Genomic DNA, 25,452 nt, shown 5'->3' with positions numbered 1-25,452 from the left:
ATGGCTCAGGGACTTTCACCGACGCGGCTTTGCCATTAAGCGTCGGGAATGAACGAAACCACATTCGATACGTTTCTGGCTTTGGATATTCGCGCCGGCACAATCATATCCGCGGAACCCTTTCCCGAAGCGCGCAAGCCTGCGATCAAGCTTGTCGTCGATTTGGGCGGCGCAATCGGTACGAAAAAAAGTTCCGCCCAGATTACCGAGCATTACACGAGCGAAACCCTGATTGGGCGCAAGGTGATGGCCGTTGTGAATTTCCCACCGCGCCAGATCGGGCCATTTATGTCCGAGGTACTCGTGCTGGGTTTTCCGGATAAAAACGGGGCCATCGTTCTCGCGGCACCAGATGGCGATGTGCCAGACGGCGCGCGCCTCGCTTAAATCAGCCGCGTGTAAACGAGCCCTGTTTAAACCAGATCACCAAGCGCTCGTTTCAGCGGATCGAGCCACGGCTCAAACGGTTTCCACGCGCCCTGCCCCTTGCGGTTGATCGGCTCACGCACCTGCTCACTGGAGGCTGTGCGGACCGCGCGTTCTGTCTTGTGAAACGCGAGGCAGGCTTCCTCGAAAGGAACCTCCAGAAAATCGAGCATACGCCGTGTCTGTCCCTCGAGATCATCGAGCACGTCTTCGTGCTGCACCCTCAGGACTTTGCCGGGCAGGACACTGTCCCAGTGATCCATCAAATCGACATAGTCGGCATAATACCGGCCCACTTCATTCAGGCCGTAGGTAAATTCCTGCCCCTCGGCAAACAGCTGTTTAAAGCCGGAGAAACAGCAATCCATCGGCGCGCGGCGTGCATCGATGATTTTCGCATTGGGCAGGATCAGATGGATCAGGCCAATATGCCGGAAATTGTTCGGCATCTTGTCGATAAAAAACGGCGCGCCCTGCCGGTGGATACGGGTTGCGCTGATGAACTCTTCGCCAAATTTGGCCAGCTGCTCACCGGTCAAATCACCCAGGATTTCGGGGTAACGCGAATATCCCGCTTTGCGGCCGCGCAGCCGGTGCGCAAGCGCAAGAATATTGGGCAGCTCCAGCGTCCCGTCGATCTGGGAATGGCTGGCAAGGATCTGTTCAAGCAAGGTTGACCCTGCACGCGGCAGACCAAGAATGAATATCGGATCGGGGGCGCTGTGTCCGTGGCCGTGATGTTTTTCAAACATCTCGGCGGCGGCGAATTCGCGCTGCCGCCCCAGCTCTTCGGTCATGCTGTCGGCGCTGTAGCGGGTCTGTGCGCGTTTCAGAGCATTGCCTTCATTATAGGCCGCAAAGCTGGCTTTATAATCGCCAGCATCCTCCTGCGCTTTGCCGAGTGCAAAGGAAATATGCACACGGTCCAAAAACGCGAGGTCGGGCCGCGCGGCCTGATCCTGCATCGCGGTCAGTTCGGCAGGTTCAAACGTGTATGTTTTGAGGTTGGCCAGCGCATACCACGCATCACCATGATCAGGTTTGGCCGCAATCGCCGCCCGGTAACTGGCAATGGCCTCTGCCTGAGCTCCGGTGGTTTTAAGTGCGTGCCCTTTGCTGGTCAGGTTAGCCGGATCATTCGGGATTTTCTGCAAAACGGCATCAAACAGCTGCAATCCGCGATCGTAATCGCCTGTCTGCATACTCTCGATCGCCAGCCGCGATTGGAACAGCGGGTTTTCCGGATCGCGCGAATACAGCTTTTCCGCCTCTGTTCGGGCTTTCTCGAAATTTTGGCGGCGCCTCAATGCATCGACATAATCCAGCCGTAACTGAATATCTTCAGGCGCAAAAGCAACCGCGCTTTCCAACAGAAATTCGGCATCATCAAGGATCCCGAGCTGTATGCCAATCTTGGCCAGCAGCCGCATTCCTTCGACATCTTTGGGGTTTTGACGCAGATAATGCCGGCAAATTTCCTCGGCCCGTATCAATCGTCCCTCAGCCAGATGATTCGTCACCGCCAGAAGTTCTCGCGGGAGGCTCGCTAGGCGCTGCTGCTGGGCTGCGGCAGCCTGCGCTTCCGAAACGCGACCGGCCTCACCAAGCAAGCGCGCCTGTTCACGGAAACTTGCCTCCAATGCGGGGTTGAACCGTGTGGCGCGCGAAAATGCCTCTAGTGCTTCGGACGGGGCACCTTTCGAAAGCGCAAGATGCCCTTCTTCCTGCCACGCCCGCCCATATTCAGGCATAGCCGCGTGAAGACGGGCAAGGTAGTCTTTCGCGCGTGCGAAATCGCTCAGATAGCGCGCAGCAACCGCCGCGAGATATAGCGCCTCACCGTCATTCTCGTTGTCCACCAGAATGGCCTCTGCCTGGGCCAGGCCAGTATCAAACTGGCCAGCCTGCATCGCTTGCTGTGCGGATTTCAATTGTGCTTCGCGGGTCATGGCGTTCGTTTAGACAAGTCTGGGGGACAAAAGAAAGGCGGGAGTGAACGCCTTGCTCACCCCCGCCCTTTGATTTGATCGGATTGGCTCGATTAGTAATCGAAGCCGATGCGCATGCCCACTGTAAGCGGACGGTTGGTTACGATCCGCGGACGGTCGTTGCCAAAGTTACCCGAGATCTGGGCACGCTCGTCAAACAGGTTCTCTCCAAAGAGTTCGAACGACCACTGGTCTTTCTTGATCCCCGCACGAAGATCAAACAGCGTGTAGCTCTCGAGCTCGATTTTGTTGATCTCGATGATATCGGTGAATTTCGTTGCCGAATAGCTCATCTGAGGCTGAATATAGGCCTCGGTCGTGCTCGACAGGTCCCACTCGTAACGAACGCGCAGGTTGCCTTGGAAGCCCGGCGCATAGGCCAGTTCTTCGCCAGCAAGCACATCGTTCGTCGGCGTCAGAACTTCTGTGATTTCCGTATCAAGGATCGAAAACGCACCAGCAATGGTCAGCCCCGGCGTGGCATAGGGAGCGATCGTGAAATCGGCTTCGAGACCATAAATTTCAGCGTTCGCTGCGTTGTCCGAGAAGAACAGGTTGGTGATCGACGGATCGAAGATCGTGGTTTGCAGGTTCTGAATATCGACGAAGAATGCCGAACCGTTCAGACGGACCTGGCCATCGACCAGATCAAGTTTCCAACCGAATTCATAGTTTTGGACTTCGTCGGTCTCAAGTTCGAACGGGACCGTAAAGCCATTCGCGCCTTGCACACCGCCTGGACGGTTAAGCAGTCCTGGACGGAAGCCTTCCGAATATGTTGCATAGAACATCAGATCTTCGGTTGGCGTCAGAGTGACTGTGCCTTTGAAAATCGTGCCGCTTGTCGATGCCGTATCCGGTGCCCGAACAGAGTTGAACGCGCGAACAGCCGCCGCTTCGAGTGAAGTCGGATTGCCGAACGCCGGCGCAAGCGCGGTGCGAATATCATCCAGAGAATCCGCCAGAGTGAAGGTCTGACGCACGGAATCGTTACAGGTCAGGTTGAAGAAGAACTGACCATCGCCGTCATAGAGATCGGAAATGTTGGTTCCGAACGCGTTCTCATCGACGCCCGAAGTGTTACAGAAGGTCGCGTTGGCGCCGCCTGCAAGATCGACTTCGATGTCGTAATACCGCGCGCCAAATGTTGCAGTCAGCAGGTCTGGAACAATATCCAGGCTCACTTCACCGAACAGACCGAATTGTTCGTCCGTACGAAGAATGTCGTTACGGAAAATCGTTTCAGCCGGGAACGCGCCTGAGTCTGTGTTGAATGCACCGGGGAACGCAAAGTTCTGCGGGAAACCGCCGAATGGTGCGGCGGCAACATTGCCCGGATAGGCAAAATCTACGCGCTCACGCAGTTCAAGGTCGGAATAAAATGCGCCGCCCTGGAACCGCACACGCCAATCGTCCGGCGTGCTGAAACGAAGCTCTTGAGTGAACACCGTCGTGTCGCTGACAGAGTTTACGTAAAGGTTCGGTGCCTGACATGTCCCGGTCGGGTTGCCTGGATCCGCATTGTACGCCGGATAGCTGACGCTGCCATCACAGATGTAATATGGCAGATACTGACCAGCGAACAGATAATCGGTGTAATCCGCGCGCTGTGTGCTTTCGCGGTCGGTGTATGCACCTGTGTAAACCACATCGAGCATCGCGAGACGGCCTTCGACCGTCCAGCTGGTGTTGGAGAAGTTGTCTTCGAGACGGTCTTCTTCAAAACGCTCGATCTGGAGATCATCGAGCCCGCCCAATTCAGGATCGGCGAAGAAAACACCGTCCGATTCAAGGCTTTGGCGCTGATGAGCCACCGTTACGGTCCAGTCAGGGGTAACTTCCCACAGACCCGTTACGCGGAAACCGGCATACTGGGTGTCGTTGAAGTTGTCCTGCGCGATCCCCGCATTGTCAGCCTGAAGGAACGTAACGTTCGGGCTGAGTGCCGGGTTGTCGATGAATGGAGTGTTGGGATCTTCGGCGGACTGAAATCCGGCACGGCCCGCGCCGACGACAACGCCGTTCGAGCGCACGGTATCCGCCGTGCGGAAACGCGCGCTTTCGCGCAAATCGCGTGTTCCGCGGACATTGTCGATGTAGCCGCCCTGATCATCGAGATAGACAACACCGCGCAGCGCAAAGTTATCGGTCACAGGGACGTTGAGCATCGCTTCGCCCTGATAGCTCGATTCACCGCCTTTGGTGAATGAAAGGCCGGCAGAGAATGCCGCGTCAAAACCGTTCAGGCTTGGCTTGTTCGTGATCAAACGAACAACACCGGCCTGCGAGCTGGCACCAAACAAGGTACCCTGCGGGCCCGAGAGGACTTCGATACGCTCAAGGTCAGCTGCGTATACATCAAGATTACGACCCGGCTGCGCGAGCGGCTGATCATTAAGATACAGCGCAACGTTAGGAGCAAGACCGGCAACACCGGCTACGGTGATGTTGGGCGTGGTCGATGCCAGACCGCGAATATAAATGGTGCTTTGTCCTGGACCATTACCGCCAGCGGTAACCGTTGGAAGCTGTTCAAGGTAATCCTCGAAAGTAGCGATATTCAGCTCGTCCAACTGTTCAGCGCCGATGGCGGCGACCGAAACCGGAACGTCTTGAAGATCTTCGCTACGGCGCTGAGCCGTAACCACGATGGTTTTGACACCGCCACGCGCTTCAGGTTGCCCGGCTTGTGGTTGAGCGGTGGTTTCCTGTGCGACAGCAGGTGATGCGATAGCAACTGCGAGCGCGCTAATTGACGCGCCGCCAATGAACTTCGACATTTATTATGCCCCTTTTGAGCTTTGAGATAGGTCGCGCTGCGGAACTGCAACGGCGTTACCCAAGAAACGAACAGCAGATAGAAAGCATCGCGTTCGATTGCGTTCCCATTAACAAGCCGATACATTGGTGGCTACAGCTGCACGGTAAGATTTGGCACGCAAAGGCAATCTTGTTGTAAAATAACAACACAGGCATCAGATGAAGTATTTTTAAAGTCTTAGCATCGCATTTCTCAACGTTTGCAAGTTTTGTTAAACTTTTACTTTATCAATATTTTGCCGCGTAACTTCGAAATTCAAATAGTGGCAAGTAAGCATCATTTTTTATTTATAAAAATGAAAATGCCACATAAATTATTCTGCAGGGGTTACTTTTCCGTCCCAAGTTTCGCACGCTTCTGCGGTGCAGGGGACGCCGTGATGATTGCGGATTAAATCATAAACAACCGCTTTGATGATCGAAACCGCCATTGCGACCACCACGATAGAAAACGGCAAAGCGCCGATGATCATGGTTATCCGGATCGCATCGATCCCGCCCAGAATCAGCATTGAGCCAACCACGAACGCCAAGGCAAAGCCCCAGAACAAAATGTGATACCGCCGTCCGCCCTCGTCCTCGCCTGCTCCGTTGATCGTGTTAACGATCAAAATCGCGCTGTCGGCAGAGGTAATCAGATACGTCATCAGCAAGATCACAACGAGCCCCGATACGATCAACGCCAGGTCCGAGCCCAGCATCACCGCTAGCGTGGCGAAAAGTTGATCAGAAATGTTAGCGTCGAATATGGCCCCTTGGGCGACGCCGCTAAGCTCAAGATCAATGGCAGTACCGCCGACCAAAGCCATCCACACAAAGCACATCAACGCCGGTACCAGCGCCACACCGATCACATATTCGCGGATCGTTCGACCGCGTGAAATGCGGGCAATGAACATGCCAACAAACGGCGCAAAGGCGATCCACCAAGCCCAGTAAAACACCGACCAGTCGAGCTGCCACTGGACCAGCGCGTCACCCATCTCGGTTCCCCCGCTGAACAGCGTCAGCGAATGGGCGGGCAGCGTTACAATATAGCCCCAGATGCCCATGCCCAACAATTCAAGCCCGTACAGGCCAGATCCGACAACAAGGAACAACGCCAAAAGCGCGAATGAAAGCACCATATTAATGTTGGAAAGCCATTTGATGCCCCGCCCAACACCTGAAAGCGCGCTGATCGTCGATGCGCCGACGAGCACAATCAGCGCCACTACGATCGCAGCGGTACTCGCAGTGCCATCTGCCTGAACCAGCCAGTCCCCCATGCCGACGCGATAAAGCCCGACAATGAATTGCTCGACCCCCAGCCCCATGGTGACCGCCACGCCAAGGATGGTTGCGACGACCGCAACAACATCGACCGCATGGCCAAACACGCCGGACATCGATTTGCCAAACAATGGTGCAAGGCTGGACCGGATCGTCAAAGGCAGGCCTCTTCGGTGTGACACATATCCGATTGCAAGGCCGACCAGCGCATAGGTGCACCACGCGCCAAACCCCCAGTGCAGGAATGTCCAGATATATGCAGAGCTGATCGCTTCGGCTGTGCGGGCCTCTACAGCTCCGCGAATGATGTCTGGATTGTTGGCAAAGTGTGAAAGCGGCTCGCCCGTGGAATAGGTGAGCATGCCAATGCCTATACCTGCTCCAAACAGCATGGATATCCATGAAAAGCGCGAAAATTCTGGCTTCTCATCCGGCGCACCAATCCTCAACCTGCCGCTTTGGGGAAGGATCGCGAGAACCAAACACACGACGACCAACGCTGCAACGAGATAGACATACCAGCCGCTAAAGCTCGAAATGATCGTGGAGTTTGCGACCTCAAGCGTATCCATCGCAGCGACCGGAAAAAAGATCGCCCACATGATAATCATGGAAACAATGATCTTGGCTGGAATTGATACCTCGCGGCTGAAACCATCATAGAAACCGCGGTCATGGGTCTGGATCGACAACTCAACCAAGGGGGGATCAATTGGCCAGTCGTCTGAATTAAGTGCTTCTGCTGACTTTTCGGTCATGAATGACAGGTCTCTGTTTGGTTTGCGCAAGATAAGTCTGCGCGAAATGGCGCTGCGCGTGATCAGGCCAATGATAGACCTGTGAACAGCAAAGCTTGATGGAGGAGCCTTAAAGCCTAGTCAGCTCGTTTCCTTTTGCAACCCTCATGCTTCGCCCTTGCAAGCGGCTGACTTTACGCTGATACTGACCGTGCAAAATAGAAAACGACGGGACGCTTTATTTTTTTGGGGGGAGAATCACTTTGGCCGTTTCCGATCACGTTGATCTAGATCAGTTCATGAAGGGCGTGAAAAAACGCAATCCAGGACAGACAGAATTCATCCAGGCAGTTCAGGAGGTGGCGCAAGACATCTTCGAATTCATGGAAGACAAAGTCGAATATCATGAGGCGCAGATCCTGCGCCGCATTGCTGAGCCTGACCGTGTCGTGTCATTCCGTGTTTGTTGGGAAGATGACAATCACAATATCCGGGTCCAGCGCGGCTGGCGGGTTCAAAACAATAACGCCATCGGCCCTTACAAGGGCGGCATCCGGTTCCACCCGAGCGTGACCGAGAGCGTTCTGAAATTCCTCGCATTCGAGCAGACATTCAAAAACTCGCTCACCGGCTTGCCAATGGGCGGAGGCAAAGGCGGGTCGAACTTCAACCCGCGCGGCAAAAGTGATGCCGAAGTGATGCGCTTCTGTCAGGCGTTTATGACTGAGCTGTACCGTCACATTGGCCCGGACACCGATGTTCCGGCAGGCGACATTGGCGTTGGCGGGCGCGAGATTGGCTATATGTTTGGTCAATACAAACGCATAACCAATCGCTGGGAAGGCGTCTTGACCGGCAAGGCAATCGAATTCGGCGGAAGCCAGATGCGCCCCGAAGCCACCGGCTATGGTGCGGTGTATTTCATGCAGAACATGCTGAAGCACAAAGGCGACGGTATCGAAGGCAAAACCGCCGTCATATCAGGCTCTGGTAATGTCGCGACGCACGCGGCAGAAAAGATCACGCAGCTTGGCGGAAAAGTTCTGACTCTTTCGGATTCCGGCGGTTTTATCCATGATCCTGACGGGATCGATCAGGAAAAGATCGATTGGGTCAAGCATCTGAAAAATGTGAAACGTGGCCGGATCAGCGAATATGCCGATCACTTTACCGATGCAACATTTCACGAAGGAAAGCGCCCTTGGGATGTACCGTGCGACCTTGCACTGCCTTGCGCGACCCAAAACGAGCTGAACGAAGACGAAGCGAAATCGCTGGTTAGCAATGGCTGTATCGGTGTTTCCGAAGGCGCAAACATGCCCACCACTTTGGAAGGTGTGAAAGTCTTCCACGATGCCAAAATCCTGTATGGTCCGGGCAAGGCCGCAAATGCAGGCGGCGTGGCCGTGTCAGGTCTGGAAATGAGCCAGAATTCCGAACGCATCTCTTGGAATCAGGAACGGCTTGGCGACATGCTTACCGATCTGATGGAAGGCATCCACGAGAAATGCGTGGAATACGGCGACAATGGCGAAGGCTATGTCGACTATGTCAAAGGCGCAAACATCGCAGGCTTTAAAAAGGTTGCAGATGCGATGCTGGCATTCGGCGTGGTCTGATAAAGCCGCGGCAAATCAAACAAAGGGAGCGTTCCGGGCATAGAAGGGCATGGAACGCTCCCTTTTTCTTTGTCGATTGAATTCCGGGCCTATTGGATGCCGAGCATTTGCGCCTGACGTTGCAATTCTTCGGCCTGATCGGGATTGGCTGCGACTGCTGCGCTGAGAGCCGCTTTCGCCTTACCCGGCTCACCCAGAGTCATCCGGCTGCGCATGAGCATGACCCAGCCATCAGGGTTCTGTGGTTCGGACTGGAGCCGCGCTTCGAGTTGAGCGACCATCCCTTCGGCCATGGTCCGTTGTTCGCCCGGAGGAATCGCGCCTGCCGCCGCGAGTTCCGCCTCGCTTGGCCCGCGCAGCCCCGGCGCGGCAGGAGCAGCGGTGGCTGGCATCCTGCCATCCATTACCGCCGATAGCCGCTGTTCCACATTCAGTTCGTTGATCGCCCCGACCTGTTGAATTGTTGCGACAAGATTTTCCTCCCACGGGGCACCTGGCGGCGTGTCGGAAAGCAGGTCGAGCCACGCTGCAATCGCTCCGGCATGGTCCCCATCGACATCTTTCTTCACCGCCAGGAAATACCGCGCTCTCGGATCGGTCGCATCCAGCGCAATCGCTTTCTTGAACGCCGCCAGTGCATCGGCTGGCAGCGGATCAGCATCCGCCGCGCTTGAATCGTTGGCCATGACCCGCGCCTCTCCCAGCGCAGACCACAATACAGCCGCTTTATCATCGATCTCTACTGCGCGCTCATATGCAGTCGCAGCCTCGGCAAATTCGCCTTGCTCGAAATGCGCATAGGCAAGATCGCCCCATGGACCGGCATCATCGCTGGATGCTTCGGCAAGCTGGCGCAGCTCCGCTAGTGTCGGCTCGGTACCGGCCTGTTCGGATACCGCCCCTTCGCCGCCGTCTGCGTCCAGCACATTGTATGCAACCGATGCAGCCGCCAGCAGCGCCGCCGCTGCCAACAGCACCCAACCAGCCTTTGATCCGCCGCCTGATTCAGCCGCTCGAATATCATCTGTCATAATTGCCCCTGATCCAATGCTTTGTCAGGTATCATTGCGTCGACAAAGGAGCAATTGCCTCTGGCATCTTTGCCTGACATCCGTATGGTGATGGAGGGTATAAATCTATCCATAGGGGGGAGGGTAGATTGTCGGACTTGTACAAAGTCGCCATTGTTGGTTCCGGCCCGGCCGGATTGAGCGCTGCCGCGCACGCTGCGGCGCTGGGCATGAGCCACGTCCTGTTAGAAAAAACAGACCACCTTTCTGATACGATCTACAAATACCAGAAGGGCAAACACGTCATGGCGACGCCGTCCAATCTGGTGTTGCGCAGTGATTTCGAATTTGATGCGGGTAAACGAGAGACCATCCTCGGCATCTGGGATGAACAGGCCGCTGCGCAAAATGTAAATGTCATGATGAATGCCGAAGTCGCCAAAGTCGAAGGCGAGAAGGGCGATTTTGCGATCACATTGAAAAACGGCGAGACCGTGCGCGCAGAAACAATAGTGTTGTCGATCGGCACACAGGGCAATCCCAACATGCTCCGCTGCCCTGGCGCGGATTCGCCGATGATCCAGTATCAGCTGGATGACCCCGGCGAATATTTCGATGAACATATCACCGTCGTCGGATCGGGTGATGCTGGCATTGAAAACGCGCTTGGTCTGGCGGCAGACGATGCGCAGCGCAACGTTGTAACGATCCTCAATCGCGGCGATAGCTTTGCCCGTGCAAAGGCCGCCAATGTCGCATTGCTGGAAGAAGCCGAGCAGGACGGACGCATCAGCGTGCGCCGCGAAACCACCCCGGCCGAAGTCGCAGACGGCAAAATGGTGCTGGAAACACGCGACGGTCAGGAAACCATTGCCTGCAACCGTATCATCGCACGCACCGGCTCACAGCCGCCGCGCGGATTTGTCGAGGCAATGGGGATCGAGTTCACGAGCGAGGAACGCAGCGCCTTTCCCAAGCTGACGCCTGCATTCGAAACGACCAAGCCCGGTATTCATGTAATCGGGGCGCTGGCGGGATACCCTTTGATCAAGCACTGCATGAACCAGGGTTATGACGTCATCGAGTTTCTGAACGGAAACGAGGAGCTCAAACCCGCTGATGAACCGATATTGGCAGAGAAATTCGCCGCGCTGCCCGGTAATCACGATGTTGAATATTGGCTTGGTGTTTTTGGCGACAATGTCTCGATCCTGGAAGAGTTATCGACGCTGCAATTGCGCGAGCTGATGCTCGACAGCACTGTCCACGCCTATGAAGCGGGCGATGTGGTGTTCACGCGCAATGCGCCGGGATCATCGATGTTCGCCATCGCCGAAGGCGCGGTTGCGGTTGAGGTCAATCCTGACGACCCATCAATCACGGTTCCCATCGAGCAGGGATCAATTTTTGGTGAGGTCGGCCTGATTTCGGGCAGGCGGCGCGGCGCGACCATTCGGGCGGCCGAACCAGTGGTTGCAATCGAACTATCCCGCACTGCTGCATTGAAACTGATCGCCACGTCGCCGGGTGCGGCGCGGGCTGTTAACCGGATCTCTGTCGAGCGGCAATTGCTGCAAATGTTCGGATCCGGCCTGACCAAGGAAGACGTCGCGCCATTGGTTGAGAGCGCCGAGGTAATGGCCATTCGCGCAGGGCAGGTAATCATCGAAGAAGGCGCGGACGACAAAGATATCTTCATCATCCGCCGCGGTTCGATGATCGTCGAAAAAGCGATTGGCGGGCGACCGGTTTTCCTCTCCTACCTTCCTGCTGGCAGTTATGTCGGAGAGATGGCTGTGATCGACGGTTCCTTGCGTAGCGCCACGGTAAAGGCTGCCATCAAATCCGAGGTCATTCGTCTGCCGGGCGAAGGGTTTATGGAACTGATGGAGCGCAATCCGCGGGTCCGCGAACAGGCCATGACCGACATGGCCAATCGCCGTGAAATCAACGCCTTTATCGAGAGCCGCAAGGATGATTTTGACGGCGCTGTCGATATGTATTCCGAAACTGCATCCTTCCTCGTGGATCAGGGTCTTGGCGAAGCGACCGACGTGTTGCTGATTGATGAGAAACTCTGCATCGGCTGCGACAATTGCGAGAATGCCTGTGCAGACGCGCATGAAGGTCTTTCGCGGCTCGACCGGGAAGCGGGCAAGACTTACGCGCACCTGCATGTACCGACGTCATGCCGCCACTGCGAGCATCCGCATTGTATGGCCGATTGTCCGCCCAATGCGATCAAGCGCGGACCCGATGGCGAAGTTTTCATTGATGAAACCTGCATCGGCTGCGGCAATTGCCAGCGCAACTGCCCGTACGGTGTGATCCGGATGGATCCAAAGCCGCCGAAGAAACCTTCACTGCTGCAATGGCTGTTTTTTGGCAGCGGCCCCGGCCCCGGCGAGGCTTCCGCCAAATGGCGCAAGACGAATGGCGATCCAGAGCAACCCAAGCAGGCGATCAAATGCGATATGTGCGCGGGTATCAAAGGCGGTCCCGCCTGTGTCCGCGCATGCCCCACAGGTGCCGCGATCCGTGTGTCACCTGACAAATTCCTGACCTTCACCAAGATCACCGAGGATGTTGAGTGATGGCCAGCGCACCGCAAAGCAAATTTCAGCAGGACGAAAAGCGGCGTGATGCCGACCACGTCAGTTTTCTGAAACATCGCAACTGGCGCTGGCTGAAAATTGCTGTGGTGCTCTGCATCGTTACGGGTGCCGGGTATGCGCTGATCGATCAGGAGCCCCGTCCCAATGGCGGCAGTTGGTATGGGTATACGCTTGGCACGATCGGTCTGCTCCTGATCCTGTGGCTGTCATTGCTGGGTGTTCGCAAACGCAAGATAACGACGGGGCACTGGAGCCTGAAAAACTGGACCAGCGCGCATGTGTGGCTTGGCCTGTCGCTGATTGTGATCGGTACGCTGCACACCGGTTTCCAGATCGGGTGGAACGTCCACACGCTGGCCTATGTGCTTATGCTGCTGGTTATCATCACTGGCATTTACGGTGTCTGGGCGTATGCCACCCTGCCCGCCGAGCTTAGCTCCAACCGCAAAGAATTGACGCGCGGCGAAATGATCGACGCGCTCACCGCCATCGACCGCCAGCTTGAAAGCGCGGCACAACCGCTGGACCGGGCGCAATCCGATCTGGTCATCGCCGCGCTGGAACAGGATGTATTTTACGGCGGCGCTTTGGGCCGCCTGACTGGTTCATATCCCGGCTGCACCACTGCAAAAGCGATCAAGAACATGGCATCCAGCAGGAGTGAGGCCGAAGAACGCGTGACCACACTGCTAACCCGCCGGTCCGAACAACTCGCTCAAATCCGCCGCCACCTGCGCATCCGTGCGCTGCTTGAAGTTTGGCTGTTCATCCACATTCCGGCGACCATCGCATTGATCGCCGCATTGCTCGCGCATGTCGTGAGCGTGTTCTATTATTGGTGAGGGCAAGAGCATGGCGTTCCTGATCCGCACCGTTGATTTCACCGCCGCCGGGCGGGAAATCGTCCGTGATCGCACCGTTGAGCAATCCGAGCTCACCATTGGCCGCGCCACCGATAATGACATCCACCTGCCCGATCTTGCGGTGGAGCAGCACCATGTTCGTATCCAAGAGGCGCCTGATGGCACGCTTATCATCGGGTCCGTTGGCGGATTGGGGTTCGGGATTGATGGCCGTACAGAGACTTCAGCCGAAATCGCTCCGTCTGCCGGGGCTGAATTGGCGCTCGGGTCTTCGCGCCTCACCATCGGGCGCGGTGGCACAACCAGCATCACGATCAAGCAGGCCGAGAATACCGACACCAAAGATGTTTTGCGGGGATTTGCGCTAGCAAGCGCCCTGCCCAGCAAACGGATTATGTCGTGGGCGTTTGCTGCGGTGATTTTGATTGCCCTTCTCACCGTTCCCATTGTCACGCACCTGACGCGGGATCCGGTTGAGAATGATCCTGAGTCCGAAATGCCGGGACAGGTTGTTTTCGATAGCACCTGGAGCACGGGCAAGCTCAGTCTGGCGCACCATCAATTGGAAGAAAACTGCGAGGCCTGCCACGTTACGCCATTCGTATCTGTGCAGGATGCGACCTGTCTGACGTGTCATGAGGAATTGGGCGACCACGCCGAAACGCCGCGACTGGCAAAAGGAATGCCGCCATTCAGCACCGGCGATGCCATCCAATGGAAGATTGCCGAAAGCTTTGGCAAGGAAGGCCCGCTGGGCTGCGTGAATTGTCACAGCGAGCACGAAGGACCTGTAAAGCTTGAGCCCGCCAGCCAGCAATTCTGCTCCGATTGTCATAATGAGCTTGATACCCGGTTGACCGACACTTCGATCGGTAATGCGCATGACTTTGGCGAGAAACACCCGCAATTCCGTCCGACATTCTACACCAAGCTCGCGGCGGAAGAACCGATGCGCGTATCCCTCTCTGCCGATCCCGTTGAGATGAGCGGCCTCATCTTCCCGCATGATATCCACATGGATGAACAAGGCGGCGCAGCCAAGATGGCTTTGAGTATCGGCAAATATGGCGCTCCGCTTGAATGCAGTGATTGCCATAGCGAAACAGAAGACAAGGTTGGATTTGAGCCGGTCGAGATGGAAGCATCGTGTGAAAGCTGCCACAGTCTGGTTTCGGGACGCTCCGGTTCGGGCTTTACCAGCTTGCGTCACGGCGACATTGATGATCTTCGCGCTGATCTGATGAAGGTCAATCGCGGGTCACGTCCCGCAGCTTCAAGCGGCCGCACGCGTCCGGGCCAATTCGCCCAAGGCCGCCGGTATTATTCCAACTTTGGCCGCCCATTTGGCGCATATCTTTCAATCACAAATGCGCTCGGCCCCAACGGTGTGTGCGGCGAATGTCACCTGCCAACCACCACGAACGGCACGCCGGATGTGATGCCGGTGAACCTGCCCGATCAATTCCTGATGCACGGCTATTTCAGCCACGAAGCGCACGAGGATGAAACCTGCGTAAGCTGCCATGCTGCCGACAGATCGGACGAAGCGACAGACCTGTTGATCCCGGATCTGGAAAGTTGCCGCGATTGCCACAAAGGCGAAGCCGCTGTGAAAACCAAGAAAATCGTGCCATCAAGCTGCGCTATGTGTCACGCTTATCATACGCCTGCGAAACCTTGGGCTCCGGATGAACCCGAGGATCTGCCGCCCAATCTGGTGGCAATTCTGGAAGGGATAAAGCGCTGAGGATTGGAGATTCCAAACCGGCGCTTTTGATCGCGCAGATTACCGATATTCATATCGGCTTCGATCCCAATGCGGGTGAGGAAGAATTCAACTACAAACGGTTTCTTGATGTGCGCGATCATATTCTGGCGCAAGATATTCACCCTGACATTTTGATCTTGTCAGGGGACTTGGCCGATGGCGGAGATCCCGATTGCTATGATCGGCTAAAGAAAGCTCTCGAGGCTTGCCCGTTCCCGGTGTACCCAATGACCGGTAATCACGACACGCGCGACGTGCTGGTCAAAGCCTTTCCCGGTTTCGAAGATGCTGACGGCTTTGTGCAATATGCAATCGAACTCGGCGGCTTTCGCGTGCTGTGCATCGACTCTCTTGATGAGGGACGCCATGGCGCCGGTTTTTGCGAGAAGCGTGCTGCCTGGCTAACGCGCGAGTTGGAATCCCATCCGACCACACCGACGATGATTTTCATGCATCACCCCCCGGTTGTTGCCGGAATCGACTGGATGGACCCCAAGACAACCGAAGACTGGTATAAGCGGTTCCACCGCACGGTGACCGGTTATAGCCACATTGTAGGCATTGCCTGCGGACATTTGCACCGCCCGCTATTCTCTGCTGTCGCTGGCATCCCTTTGAGTGTCACTCCTGCTGTAGCTCCGGCTGTCACTCTAGATTTGCGACCGCTCGATACCGAAATCGCGGATGAACGCGGCATCGTTGATGCAGAACCGCCATTCTACAGCCTTCATCGCTGGCATGACGATACGCTCGTCACGCATCTCCAGCCGGTGGGCAACTGGCAAACCCTGGCGCGGTATGGCGACAATCTAAAGCCGATGATGCAGGGCTTGCTCGACGAGCGCACCTGACATTTAATTACACGGGTAATCGCTTGTAGAATTGCGGCTACAATTGCGCAGGGCGCGCGGGCAGACGCAGGTCAGCAAAGCGCCCGAACCTGCCAGTCTATTCTCCCGGAAGCGCATCCTCACGCCGGCGCACATTTCGGGGCGCCTCGTCCAGATCTGCGCCCAGCCATGCGTTCATATTGACCTCGTCCGATACTTTCCATGGAATGCCGGATCGGGTCATGAACAATTTTTCCATCTCAGGCCGGGTAAACGGCCGCGAGCCTAACCGGCCAAAAACTGCCATCTGGCCGCCGGTTTCATCAACCGCGCGGTCACGCTCAAGCCCTTTTGAAAGCGAAATCGCCGGCGCCGAGGTTTTCGCAAACGCAACCAGTTCCGGCACCGGTTTCGGACTAAAGCCGTAAAAATTACGCTGGCTATCTGGGCTGGTGAGTTGGAGTACTTTCATACCGTTGCGACCGTCCGCTACATAGGCGAACAGGGACGCATTGGTCGATGCCACAATAACGTCTTCGGCATCGTTCAATGTGCCGCCCAACGTTACCTTTTGCGTGATGCGCGGGGCGCGCGGACGGGTCACGTCAATAATCACAAGCCCCTCATCCTTGGCCGCAACATAGGCATATGTCCGCGCCACATAAATCCGCCGCGCATCCGCAAGAGCCACTGTTCCATCGTCGACTGCGACAGGATTGCGCATGTCCGTCACATCAAACAGCTTCACGCCAGCGCTATCGGTCACCCAGAGATATCGGAACTGGATTGCACTGGCGCGGGCATCATCAAGCTCGCGAACCGCCGCAACTTTGGGTGAGGCGGGATCAGCCAGATCAACCACCACAAGCCCGCGTTCCGCCGTAATATAGGCAACCTCGCCAGCCAAATGGATGTGCCGTGCCCCGTTTAGAACACCGTTCGGGTTCCATGCGTTCGAGCCATCGGCAAACACTTTACGGTCAAGTTTGTTGTTGCGAAATTCGCCGTCAGCCAGCGTATTCACATTGACCAGTACCAATCCCTCGGCAGCGTCCGTGATCACCGCGTAATCGTAGATCGGCAGAAAGGCCTGTTCCTGATTAATCTTGCGCATTTCCGGTGTGCTACGCGTCGGGGCAATCGGTTGGTTTGTAGCCAAAGCCATGCATGTCGCATCGATCGTATCCACATGCGTATCATGACCCAGAGGCGAGAATGGCGCGGTGATGATCCGTTCCGACACACCCTTGTTCGCGATTGATGCCACATCATAAGCGCGGAACCCGCCGCTGCCCTCTGCAACGAACATATATTCGCCGCGCAATTGCAGACAGCCCACGCGATCCTTGGTTCCTTCGTGGGTATTGACGAATTCCTCAAACGGCTTGGTCTCACCGCTCAGATCATCGTCAAATGCCTGCCCGCGGATCCAGTCTTTGAGCTCGCGGCCATTCTTGTCGACATGCATGCCCCAATAATCGGGATAGGCGTATTTGTGCAGATATGATCCGATAACGGCCTGCGGCTCTTCGTATTCGGTGACCCTTACAGCGGTAAACCCGTCTTCCTGTCCGGTCCACGCATGCATCCCGACAAAGTTCACATAATTCGTGCCAAGCAGCAGCAGCTGCGACATGATGGCGTTGTTATCCTCTGCTTCGGACAAATGGCAATCCGAACAGCCCTTTGTCTCTGTGCCTCGCACCGTATGCGGGAAGTGCGGCGCAAAGGCCTGACTGGAAAAACCGATCGCGCTTATCGGCGGCTGCTGCACATAAATGCGTTCGCGGTTGATGTTGGTTGATGACAGGACCAGCGCCGAGGATGACCGGACCGGTGCGGTCTGATTGCCTTTGGTGGTCTGGTGCTTGCCCAGTTGGAACATCTGGTCACGGGCCACCTGGGGATTATACGTTGCGAAATTGCGGGTTTCGCCGCCTTCATAACGGTGAGACTTGGTCTTCCAGTTCGCCTCAATCGGCAAGTGACAACCGCCGCAAGACGTCGTCCAGGACAGGTGGCAGGTAAAGCACGCCATCTCCGGATCCTGATGCGCCCGGTCACCTTCTTCAACACCAGTGCCAAACTCGAAATTACCGGTCTCTGCGCCGTATTTGCTCATGAGTTTCGCACGCGCTGATTTCGCGTTGAAAGTTGGCGCTTTCGGGTCGACCGAATCTTTGACAAGGCTGACTTCCCACTCAAGTTCTGGATCGACAATTGAACGCTGGATCAGCTTGCGGGAGCCATCGCCTTGATCGATCCATTCAAACCGGCGCTGGCCATCCGGGTTGCGCAGCAGCGCAAGATCGTGACCCTTGGGCGGAGCCGCTGGGCCGCTGGTGCGCAAGGTCGGGTAATTGTCCGGTGTACCGTGGCAATCCTTGCAACCGATCTCAATCGCGTTTGCGACCTCGGCGTAGATCAAACCATTACCATGGCTGTCCTGTTCGTAATGGCAATCTGCGCATTGCATGCCGACTTCGGCGTGAATGCTCATCAGGTGAACGGCTTTCCCCGGATTGGTGCCGGGTTCCACGAATTTGCCTTCGCCTTCTTTGCGCCATTTTTCAGGATCGTCATTGTCGACAATCTCGCCGTCTTTATCGAGCAAGTTGCCTTCACGATCGCGCTTGAAAATTGCGCGGAAATTCCAGCCGTGGCCGTGGTAATCGGCAAATTGCGTGTCCTTGGCCTCTGCGTTGAGGTCATAGACATTGCGCAAGAAATCAAGATCGGCCCACTTGCCGCGCGGAGCCGCGCCTTCGGGATTGCGTTTGATGACTTCGCGCACTTCTTCTGCGGTCGGATATGCTTGTTCTTTCGGCCACATCAGCGGCGCGTCACTTTCGTAATCCCACATCGTGTAACCTAGATACGAATTCAGGAAGATGTTGGGCTGATGCATGTGGCAATTCATGCATTGCGCGGTCGGTATGGAACGGGTGAAAATGTGTTGGAGCGGGTGCCCCTTTTCTTTCATCTTGCCATCAATAGTCAGCGAATCATCGTCATAGGTCTTGCCCGGCTGTTTCAGCCCGCCGTGACCTTCATCATCCTTGTCATAGCTCGATGCTTTTTCAAGCTTGTTCGCAATCGTCGGATCGCTCGTGATCGTCTGACCATCACGGCCATATTTCGCGTAGGTTAGCGAATGGCGCGGCTCACGATCATTGGCATAAACGACATGGCAGCTGGCGCAGCCCGAGTGGCGATAATCGCCCGGCTGATCGTTGGTGCCCATGAACCATGTGAACGGATCATTGAGACGCGTCTTGTGAATGTTAAGCGCAGGGATCGCCACCCGCAATCCGGTGCCGGGCCCCCGGTTCGACTGTTTCAGATCAGGTCGTCCCGGCTCTTCCAACCGCTGTATCTGGCCAGTCGGATTAGGCAGGCCAATCTCGGGGAACTGCGAGTTTATCGTGCGACCGCCGCGTTCAAATACGCGGAAAATATCGCCCGGCGGGATCACATGCCATGTCGGCAGCGGATACATTTCCTTGATCGCGCCGCGCGCAATCTGGCGCTCTGTCAGCTCGCCCGTCGGGCCGGTTGGTGACACCAGCTTCGCAGGCTTTCCATTGCGCGTGTAAGCCTCTCCCAGCAGGTAGTTCTTGAACGGCAGAATTCCGTTGTTGTAGGATGCACCGCCCCACAACATGGCGCCAGTTGCCATAATCGATCGCTCTGCCGCTTCGATTGATTGGATGTGGCAGGAACCGCAGGCCTCACGCGCGACCCGGTAATCGGACGGGTTCACAAATTTGACGAATTCAGGCGCTTCTTTGTTCAGCAGTGCATATGACCGTTTCGGGTTCGCCGAAGACGGCCAGTGCCAGCTGTCAGGATATTTGGGCAATACATGGGCACGGTCGCGCGATGCGACATATTCGGGATGGTCATGCGGCAGCTCGGAATTGCCGCGCACACCTGCATCACCGCCATGACAATCGGTGCAACCTAGCCGAACAGCCGGCGTCGCATGCATGGTTGGAGCGTCTGTCTTGACATGACAGGTGTTGCACCCTTCCGATTTGGCCATCATGTCCGCGACCGATTGGTTCGCAGGAGCAGGCGGGGCAATCACGCGGCTGTAATCGCGTTTGACCGGTTTTTCCTTGTCCGCCGCCTGCGTCTCATTTGAAAAGACCGCGGCGCCAAGAGTAACGATCGCCAAAATCAGGGCAAGTTGCTGAAGCAGAGATGCACGTAGCTGTTTCATCAGTAAGTCAGCACCACATTAGCAAGGACGGAGACAAATTCATCGCCCCCGCCTCGCGCGTCGAATAGATCGCGGAAACCGTCACCGGCGACAAGCGCGGCGGCGGAAAGACGGAAAACAATGTTCTGGTTCGCTTTAGGCCGCCAGATTGCAGCGGCCGACAGGTCAAAGCCGATCTCTTTCGGGATAGACCCTTCATTTCGCAGGACCTCCAAAGAGGTCGTATCTTCGAACCAGAGGTGGTTGGCATTGGCGGATAGGCGGATTTCTGGGGTGAGATCGAAATCTGCACCAACTCCGGTCAAAATCAGGCCGGGATTGACGAAGTTCGATTGCCCCTGCTCTTTCGAGCTTCGTAAATTGTTGAGAATACCATTACGGCCATTCACCGATACTGCCCGTCCGCCGCCAGCGAACGGGACCGTTTGTCTGATCCAATAAGACGTGTCAGCCCCTGCAAAAACAGGGTTTTCAAAAATAGCGTCATAGCCGCCTTGCGTATCGTCAAACGGATCGCTGTCGCCGCTTTGATAGGCGCCTGACAGTCGGAACCGCATCCAGTCGCGGTCATAGCTGAGCTCGACAGCGCCAAACTGTGCGTTGATATCGGCTGGCTCACCCGTGAAGATGTTGTTGCGGTCTTCGCCTAATACCCAATAGGCACTCGCCGTCACATTGACGCGGCCGATGCGGCCATCGGCATTATAACCGATATAGAATGCGTCGTAATCGCGTCCACGCAAGTTACCGAGCAATGCCGGGCGAACCGGAAAACCATTATCGTCGATCTCGATATCGCCCGCTTCGCGGTTGCGGTTATAGGCGAAGGTTATCTGGCTCGTCAGTGCAGGGATCAAGAAATCCTGACGATAGGCGTTCGCGATAAACACGACATCATCACGCGGAGATTTCACGACCGAATTCAGGCCGCTATTGGTGTCTTTTTCCAACCGCCAAAACGCGCCAAGGTTGAATTGAAAACGGTTGTTGTCCCGGTTGCCAAACAACCTGACACCAAGCTGTTGATCGTTAAACAGGAACCCGCGGAAATCGGATTGGAACGGCTGAATACCGGCGCGGATTGAAATGAAATCGAACCGGTCATTATCAAACTGAGTAAAGTGATAATCGACGAAGGCTTCCTGAACACCAAGAAAGTGATCAAGCCGATCGCTTTCCAGCGACGGTTCAACAAACAGGACGCGACGCTCTGGGACGTCGACATAGTTCACATTGTAAGCAAGCGTTACACGGTATTCGACGCTGGGCGGTTTATACGCTGTGCTGCCTTTCAACAAAGCTGCGCCGACGATGAAAGTCTGCGACAGAACCGTCGAAAAATCATCGCCAAATACATCGAGACGATCAGCATCTTCGGTTGTCTGGACCCCGACGGGGATCGGAAAAGTGCGCGGCTCGTAAACGCTATCGCTGATGACATTGGCGACAAAAAACCAGTCATCACCTTTGATAGGAAGCCACGGAACCTTATCCGGATTGATCGGGCGATCACCCTTATAAGTGTTTTGATTATACGGATCTAGGATGTTCTCTTTAACGAGGTTCAGATCCTGAATCAGGCGCCAACGATCGGGAATAGGGATCTGATCGACGGGAAAAGCCTCCGGCGGCGGAGCGCGCAGCGCGCCTTCGTTTTCCTGTTCGACCCGATCGGGCAGCGGAGCATCAAAACCGGGCCGTTTGCGCCCGTCGATAATCTCCGGATCGACCTTTGGCGGTTCCTCTTCCCATTCCGGCTGCGCCGCATTCTCTTGCTGCTGCGTGCGTATCTGGGGCTGCTCGGCCTGCATCGCTGGCTGCGCAAGGAATACGAAAGGCATGAAGGCAGCCGACATTGTCAGAGACCCTCACAGACATTTTGCGCGTCCGTATCAAGAAACGGCGCGAACGGACAATTGACATAACGGAGCCGGACCTGACGTCCGCCTACTTGTACAACGATGCGATCCGCGCGGATATCTGGCGGCGCGTTGCCAACACCTCCCGCCCGCTGGCCCGCATTATGCAGACCAAGGAAGGAGATCATGTCATCCTGATCGATACCATCGCCTGACACGCCAATCCCGCCGACCAGCTCATTGCCGCGATAAATCGGCACTGATCCGGGGAAAATCTGGATCCCGTTATCAAGCCGCGTCTCGCCCGCGGCGATCTGGGGCAAAGACGTGCAATTGTCTGGCGTATCGGCATTCGCGCCCTGCACAAAGCCAAGATGCTGGCCAACATTGCCGACAATCAACGCGGATTGCAGACCGGTCGAGAACGGGTTGAATTGAGCGATAGGGCGAGAGAGCGGCCCGTGAGGCTGACCAACTTCCCCATCAGGAAAATATGGCCGCGACAGATTGCCTCCTGACCGATCAGCGAAAGCAAAGGCACCGGTAAGCGCAGCGGGGTCATTCAGAAACGTGCGAACACGGCCAACAAATTGCGGGATTTCACCGGGCGTCGCCAACAGTTCATTGGCGGCAAACGACCCCGAGAAGAAATTGGCAGTTCGCGCCTTTTGCAAGCTCACGTCGATCCCGAAAATCGGCGCATCGGGAGAACGCACAATGCCAAGAACGCGGCCGCGCGTATCGACGAGACTGATGGAAACTTGCGCGCGGCTATCAAGCGGTTGCCGGATTTGAGCACGTGCACGGCTCATGACCTTGAACGCTTCCTCCAGGATAGCGCGCGCCTCTGCGCTGGTGATCGGAGCGCCAATGTCTGCGCCGTCTGTTCCCCCGCGCACCGGAAAGCGGTTTGCGCCTGCTCCGTTCGACAGGACAAATGCATCGGTGATGGAAAATTCACCACTGGTCGAGGGCCGAATTCCCGATGCTTCGCTGCCATAGGCGGTGCCAGCAATCAACGCGGTGCCAGAATGATAGCCAGCTACCGGCACCAAAGCGCCCGGCGTACCAGCAAAGCTGACCCCGCCAACCGCGCTCAATTGGGAATAGGTAACGTCCGTGTAACGCAGCGAAGTTCCATCGGCAAAAATACGATCGGCACGAATGCTGACAGGCGCTTCGAACCCGATTGTACCTGCCAGCGCGATGGGTTCATCCGCATCATTATCAACGTCGAGAACATTCAGATCCGCGCCGTAAATGCCATCAGCGATGACGCCCACTCCGCCGACCACAACGCCATTCTTGTAAAGCGGGAAGCCGCCCGGATCAGCAGACAGCCCAAGCGGCGAACGCTGTGGTCCGATCATTCCATCGCTGGCGCGGTTAACGAGATCAGAGCACGGGAGCTGGCTGAATTGCACCCCAAACAAAGGCCCGCTTTCCAGCCCTACTGTTGTGGGAGCTGGGGGGAAATGCTCCTGCACGATCATACTGGCCGTGCGACTTGAAAATGCATTGCCGCCGCTGGAAAGATAAGCGCCCGTAATGGCTTTGGCGATGGCCGCGGTCGTTGCCGGGATCGTCAAGCCTTGAGCGTCGATATTCTGTCCATTGGGCGCGCCCGGAATGGCAGCCGTTGCGCTTGCACCCGGCATTTGAAACACGCCCAGAACATTGCCTACGCGGTCTGTAACAGCAATTGTTGCAGCCTCGCCCTGCTGCCCCGCCTGCGCGGCTGCCTGAGCGATGATTGTACCGACTTCGGACGCGCTCAAACTCTCCGCAGCGGGTACGCTGTAAACGCCATTTGCAGGGGGCGGATTTGATGGCGGCGGTGTTGCCGGACCTGATCCTGTACCGCCGCCGCTGGGCGTAGACCCCCCGCCTCCGCCGCATGAAGCCAGCACCATGAGCGGCGCTGCGGTCAATATTTTCCAGCCCCCCGCCATCAATTACCGCAACCTGCCAATTGCACCAGAGGCGGATCTGAGCGCCACGCGGAAATCAGCCGGACGATATCCATTAGGCTCTGAAACCGCAGCATAGGCCCGGTTAATGTCTCTTCGAATACCGGCCGCCGCGCCAACTGAGACACGGCCCTCTTTGACAAGCGCATTGAGCAAAGTGTCTATCGCCATCACAGCCTGAACCGATCCGGCATAATCGGTAAAACGAGCCGCAGTTGCTTCGCCTGAAATAATATCGATCACCCGGAACGCGTCGGCATTGGCGTAGGCCCGCTGGCTTAGAGCATCGGAAAGAGCATCGGCGCTGCGCGAAAGTGTTTGTGCAGCCGCACGGGCATCCGATGCGCTCGCCCCCATTGCGCGGTGAAAATCGCGGCTTGCAGCGCGGAAACTATCCGCTTGGCCCGGAACCAGAGCCCCTGCGACGGCCGATAGCATGATGATATTCTCATCATTGAACGGTGGATTGCCGAATGGAATCGGGCGTGCCGGATTGGTCTCAAATGTCAGCTTGCGCTGCTGCGCGTCGGTGATTGTACGGTGACATGAATGACAATCGTAGAAATAAAGCTGCGGGAACGCACCTTCTGATCCAAATTTTGGCTTTGCGAACAGGCTGGTCGCGCGCTTGACCGCCTCGGCCTGACCTACGGCCCAGAAACGCAGCGCATTCGGAGCGCGTTTGCGTGCGGTGTAATCCTGATCAATATCGTGATGCTGTTGCAGCGCGCTAAACAGGTCGAGCTCGAAGGAGACACGCGGGTGTCCCGCCGCCATCATGGAGTGCGTGACAAACTGGCCCGTCTTGGCCGAACCATAGTGGCAATCGAGGCAAACATTGGCGCGTGCCTGAGGATTTTCCAGCGGCGTCAGCCCCTTGGCAACATTGGAGGCATGGGTTGCAGGCCGCGCATAATGGGCCGCCAGCCATTCACCTGACGGACCATGGCAGCTTTCACAACCGACACCGTCGGATGTCAGAAACCGGTCGCCGCGCTGGGCAGATGGAACATAGGTCGCGTGACAGCCAAGGCAGGCTGGAGCCTGCGTTGCTTTACCAAGGCCGAGCGTGGAGGCAATTTGTTGACCCCGTTTGCCTGCCAAGACAGCATAGGCGCGGCTGTGGGCACCGCCGGGCGAGGAAGGTTCTTGCCACGTTGCGATTTCATCCTGACGAACAACGGTGCCGTTGCCTTCGGCGCGCCCGTGACAGGTCGATCCGGCACAACTGGCGACGCCTTCATAGGTCGCGTTTCCATTGGCAATGCTGGTAGGCACGGCAAGCAGCATGAAAAGAGCCGCCACAATTCTGGCCACGAATCCAATATTCCGGCCGGTCGCCTCTACGGGCAGCCAATGCAACTTTGGTGTCGTCATCTCTTTCCCCCCGCGAGATGCGCCTGTGTCTTCAATGTCCGCCGAACCAGACCCCAATCAATTCGGCTTCGAC

14 protein-coding genes are annotated in these 25,452 nt (G+C 56.4%); 6 read left to right on the top strand and 8 right to left on the bottom strand.

What is annotated here, in order from left to right; all coding sequences use genetic code 11:
* The first annotated feature begins 48 nt into the window (after positions 1 to 48).
* Positions 49 to 387, top strand: a complete 339-nt coding sequence (locus tag FGU71_RS08920; protein WP_142788240.1) for a tRNA-binding protein — start codon at positions 49 to 51, stop codon at positions 385 to 387.
* A gap of 26 nt (positions 388 to 413) precedes the next feature.
* On the opposite strand, the gene FGU71_RS08915 is transcribed toward FGU71_RS08920, so the two are convergent.
* The 3 genes from FGU71_RS08915 to FGU71_RS08905 all read right to left on the bottom strand — a co-directional run bounded on the left by FGU71_RS08915 (position 414) and on the right by FGU71_RS08905 (position 7,264).
* Positions 414 to 2,375 (bottom strand): tetratricopeptide repeat-containing sulfotransferase family protein, encoded by a 1,962-nt coding sequence (locus FGU71_RS08915; protein WP_142788239.1) that lies wholly within the window; start codon positions 2,373 to 2,375, stop codon positions 414 to 416.
* 92 nt (positions 2,376 to 2,467) lie between these two features.
* Positions 2,468 to 5,194, bottom strand: coding sequence for a TonB-dependent receptor (locus FGU71_RS08910; protein ID WP_142788238.1), 2,727 nt, complete (start codon positions 5,192 to 5,194; stop codon positions 2,468 to 2,470).
* Between the two features lie 354 nt (positions 5,195 to 5,548).
* The gene (locus FGU71_RS08905) at positions 5,549 to 7,264 is read right to left on the bottom strand and encodes a BCCT family transporter (RefSeq protein ID WP_142788237.1); all 1,716 of its coding nucleotides are present in this window, start codon (positions 7,262 to 7,264) and stop codon (positions 5,549 to 5,551) included.
* A gap of 242 nt (positions 7,265 to 7,506) precedes the next feature.
* Here FGU71_RS08905 and gdhA point away from each other — a divergent pair, with 242 nt between their 5' ends.
* Positions 7,507 to 8,862, top strand: a complete 1,356-nt coding sequence (gdhA, locus tag FGU71_RS08900) for an NADP-specific glutamate dehydrogenase (RefSeq protein WP_142788236.1) — start codon at positions 7,507 to 7,509, stop codon at positions 8,860 to 8,862.
* An 89-nt stretch (positions 8,863 to 8,951) separates the two neighbouring features.
* On the opposite strand, the gene FGU71_RS08895 is transcribed toward gdhA, so the two are convergent.
* On the bottom strand, positions 8,952 to 9,893 hold the full coding sequence (locus FGU71_RS08895) for a tetratricopeptide repeat protein (protein WP_142788235.1): 942 nt from the start codon (positions 9,891 to 9,893) through the stop codon (positions 8,952 to 8,954).
* A gap of 128 nt (positions 9,894 to 10,021) precedes the next feature.
* On the opposite strand from FGU71_RS08895, the gene FGU71_RS08890 reads away from it, so the two are divergent.
* From FGU71_RS08890 to FGU71_RS08875, 4 genes are read left to right on the top strand one after another with little or no spacing between them, the layout of a single operon-like run.
* Positions 10,022 to 12,466 carry an NAD(P)-binding domain-containing protein gene (locus FGU71_RS08890; protein ID WP_142788234.1) on the top strand — a complete coding sequence of 815 codons (2,445 nt, stop codon included), beginning with the start codon at positions 10,022 to 10,024 and terminating at the stop codon, positions 12,464 to 12,466.
* Positions 12,466 to 13,329, top strand: a complete 864-nt coding sequence (locus tag FGU71_RS08885; protein ID WP_142788233.1) for a hypothetical protein — start codon at positions 12,466 to 12,468, stop codon at positions 13,327 to 13,329. The genes FGU71_RS08890 and FGU71_RS08885 overlap by 1 nt, the downstream gene beginning before the upstream one ends.
* A gap of 10 nt (positions 13,330 to 13,339) precedes the next feature.
* On the top strand, positions 13,340 to 15,097 hold the full coding sequence (locus FGU71_RS08880) for a cytochrome c3 family protein (RefSeq protein ID WP_142788232.1): 1,758 nt from the start codon (positions 13,340 to 13,342) through the stop codon (positions 15,095 to 15,097).
* 26 nt (positions 15,098 to 15,123) lie between these two features.
* Positions 15,124 to 15,969 (top strand): metallophosphoesterase, encoded by an 846-nt coding sequence (locus FGU71_RS08875; RefSeq protein ID WP_234035704.1) that lies wholly within the window; start codon positions 15,124 to 15,126, stop codon positions 15,967 to 15,969.
* A gap of 97 nt (positions 15,970 to 16,066) precedes the next feature.
* Here the strand turns inward: FGU71_RS08875 and FGU71_RS08870 are convergent, their stop codons facing one another.
* Genes FGU71_RS08870 through FGU71_RS08855 form a run of 4 tightly spaced genes read right to left on the bottom strand, consistent with a single transcriptional unit; the run spans position 16,067 to position 25,379 of the window.
* Complete coding sequence (locus FGU71_RS08870) at positions 16,067 to 20,173, bottom strand: hypothetical protein (RefSeq protein ID WP_142788230.1); 4,107 nt, start codon at positions 20,171 to 20,173, stop codon at positions 16,067 to 16,069.
* Entirely contained in the window at positions 20,173 to 22,029 is a 1,857-nt protein-coding gene (locus FGU71_RS08865) for a hypothetical protein (RefSeq protein ID WP_142788229.1), read from the bottom strand. The genes FGU71_RS08870 and FGU71_RS08865 overlap by 1 nt, the downstream gene beginning before the upstream one ends.
* Before the next feature lie 2 nt (positions 22,030 to 22,031).
* Positions 22,032 to 23,945, bottom strand: a complete 1,914-nt coding sequence (locus FGU71_RS08860; protein WP_234035703.1) for a heme-binding protein — start codon at positions 23,943 to 23,945, stop codon at positions 22,032 to 22,034.
* Positions 23,946 to 23,987: 42 nt separating this feature from the next.
* A complete protein-coding gene (locus FGU71_RS08855; RefSeq protein ID WP_142788227.1) occupies positions 23,988 to 25,379 on the bottom strand; it encodes a multiheme c-type cytochrome in 1,392 nt (463 codons plus the stop codon).
* Between the last annotated feature and the right edge of the window lie 73 nt (positions 25,380 to 25,452).

It is taken from the genome of Erythrobacter insulae (genome assembly GCF_007004095.1).
Lineage (GTDB): Bacteria > Pseudomonadota > Alphaproteobacteria > Sphingomonadales > Sphingomonadaceae > Erythrobacter > Erythrobacter insulae.
Note: the sequence above shows the minus strand (reverse complement) of the source record. Positions and strands in the feature narration are given on the sequence as shown.

Bases quoted from the DNA above. Each gene is read 5' to 3' on its own strand.
- FGU71_RS08855 (WP_142788227.1), bottom strand. From the start codon at position 25,379: ATGACGACACCAAAGTTGCATTGGCTGCCCGTAGAGGCGACCGGCCGG.
- FGU71_RS08885 (WP_142788233.1), top strand. From the start codon at position 12,466: ATGGCCAGCGCACCGCAAAGCAAATTTCAGCAGGACGAAAAGCGGCGT.
- FGU71_RS08880 (WP_142788232.1), top strand. From the start codon at position 13,340: ATGGCGTTCCTGATCCGCACCGTTGATTTCACCGCCGCCGGGCGGGAA.
- FGU71_RS08860 (WP_234035703.1), bottom strand. From the start codon at position 23,945: ATGGTGCTGGCTTCATGCGGCGGAGGCGGGGGGTCTACGCCCAGCGGC.
- FGU71_RS08870 (WP_142788230.1), bottom strand. From the start codon at position 20,173: ATGAAACAGCTACGTGCATCTCTGCTTCAGCAACTTGCCCTGATTTTG.
- FGU71_RS08915 (WP_142788239.1), bottom strand. From the start codon at position 2,375: ATGACCCGCGAAGCACAATTGAAATCCGCACAGCAAGCGATGCAGGCT.
- FGU71_RS08905 (WP_142788237.1), bottom strand. From the start codon at position 7,264: ATGACCGAAAAGTCAGCAGAAGCACTTAATTCAGACGACTGGCCAATT.
- FGU71_RS08865 (WP_142788229.1), bottom strand. From the start codon at position 22,029: ATGTCGGCTGCCTTCATGCCTTTCGTATTCCTTGCGCAGCCAGCGATG.
- FGU71_RS08895 (WP_142788235.1), bottom strand. From the start codon at position 9,893: ATGACAGATGATATTCGAGCGGCTGAATCAGGCGGCGGATCAAAGGCT.
- FGU71_RS08920 (WP_142788240.1), top strand. From the start codon at position 49: ATGAACGAAACCACATTCGATACGTTTCTGGCTTTGGATATTCGCGCC.
- FGU71_RS08910 (WP_142788238.1), bottom strand. From the start codon at position 5,194: ATGTCGAAGTTCATTGGCGGCGCGTCAATTAGCGCGCTCGCAGTTGCT.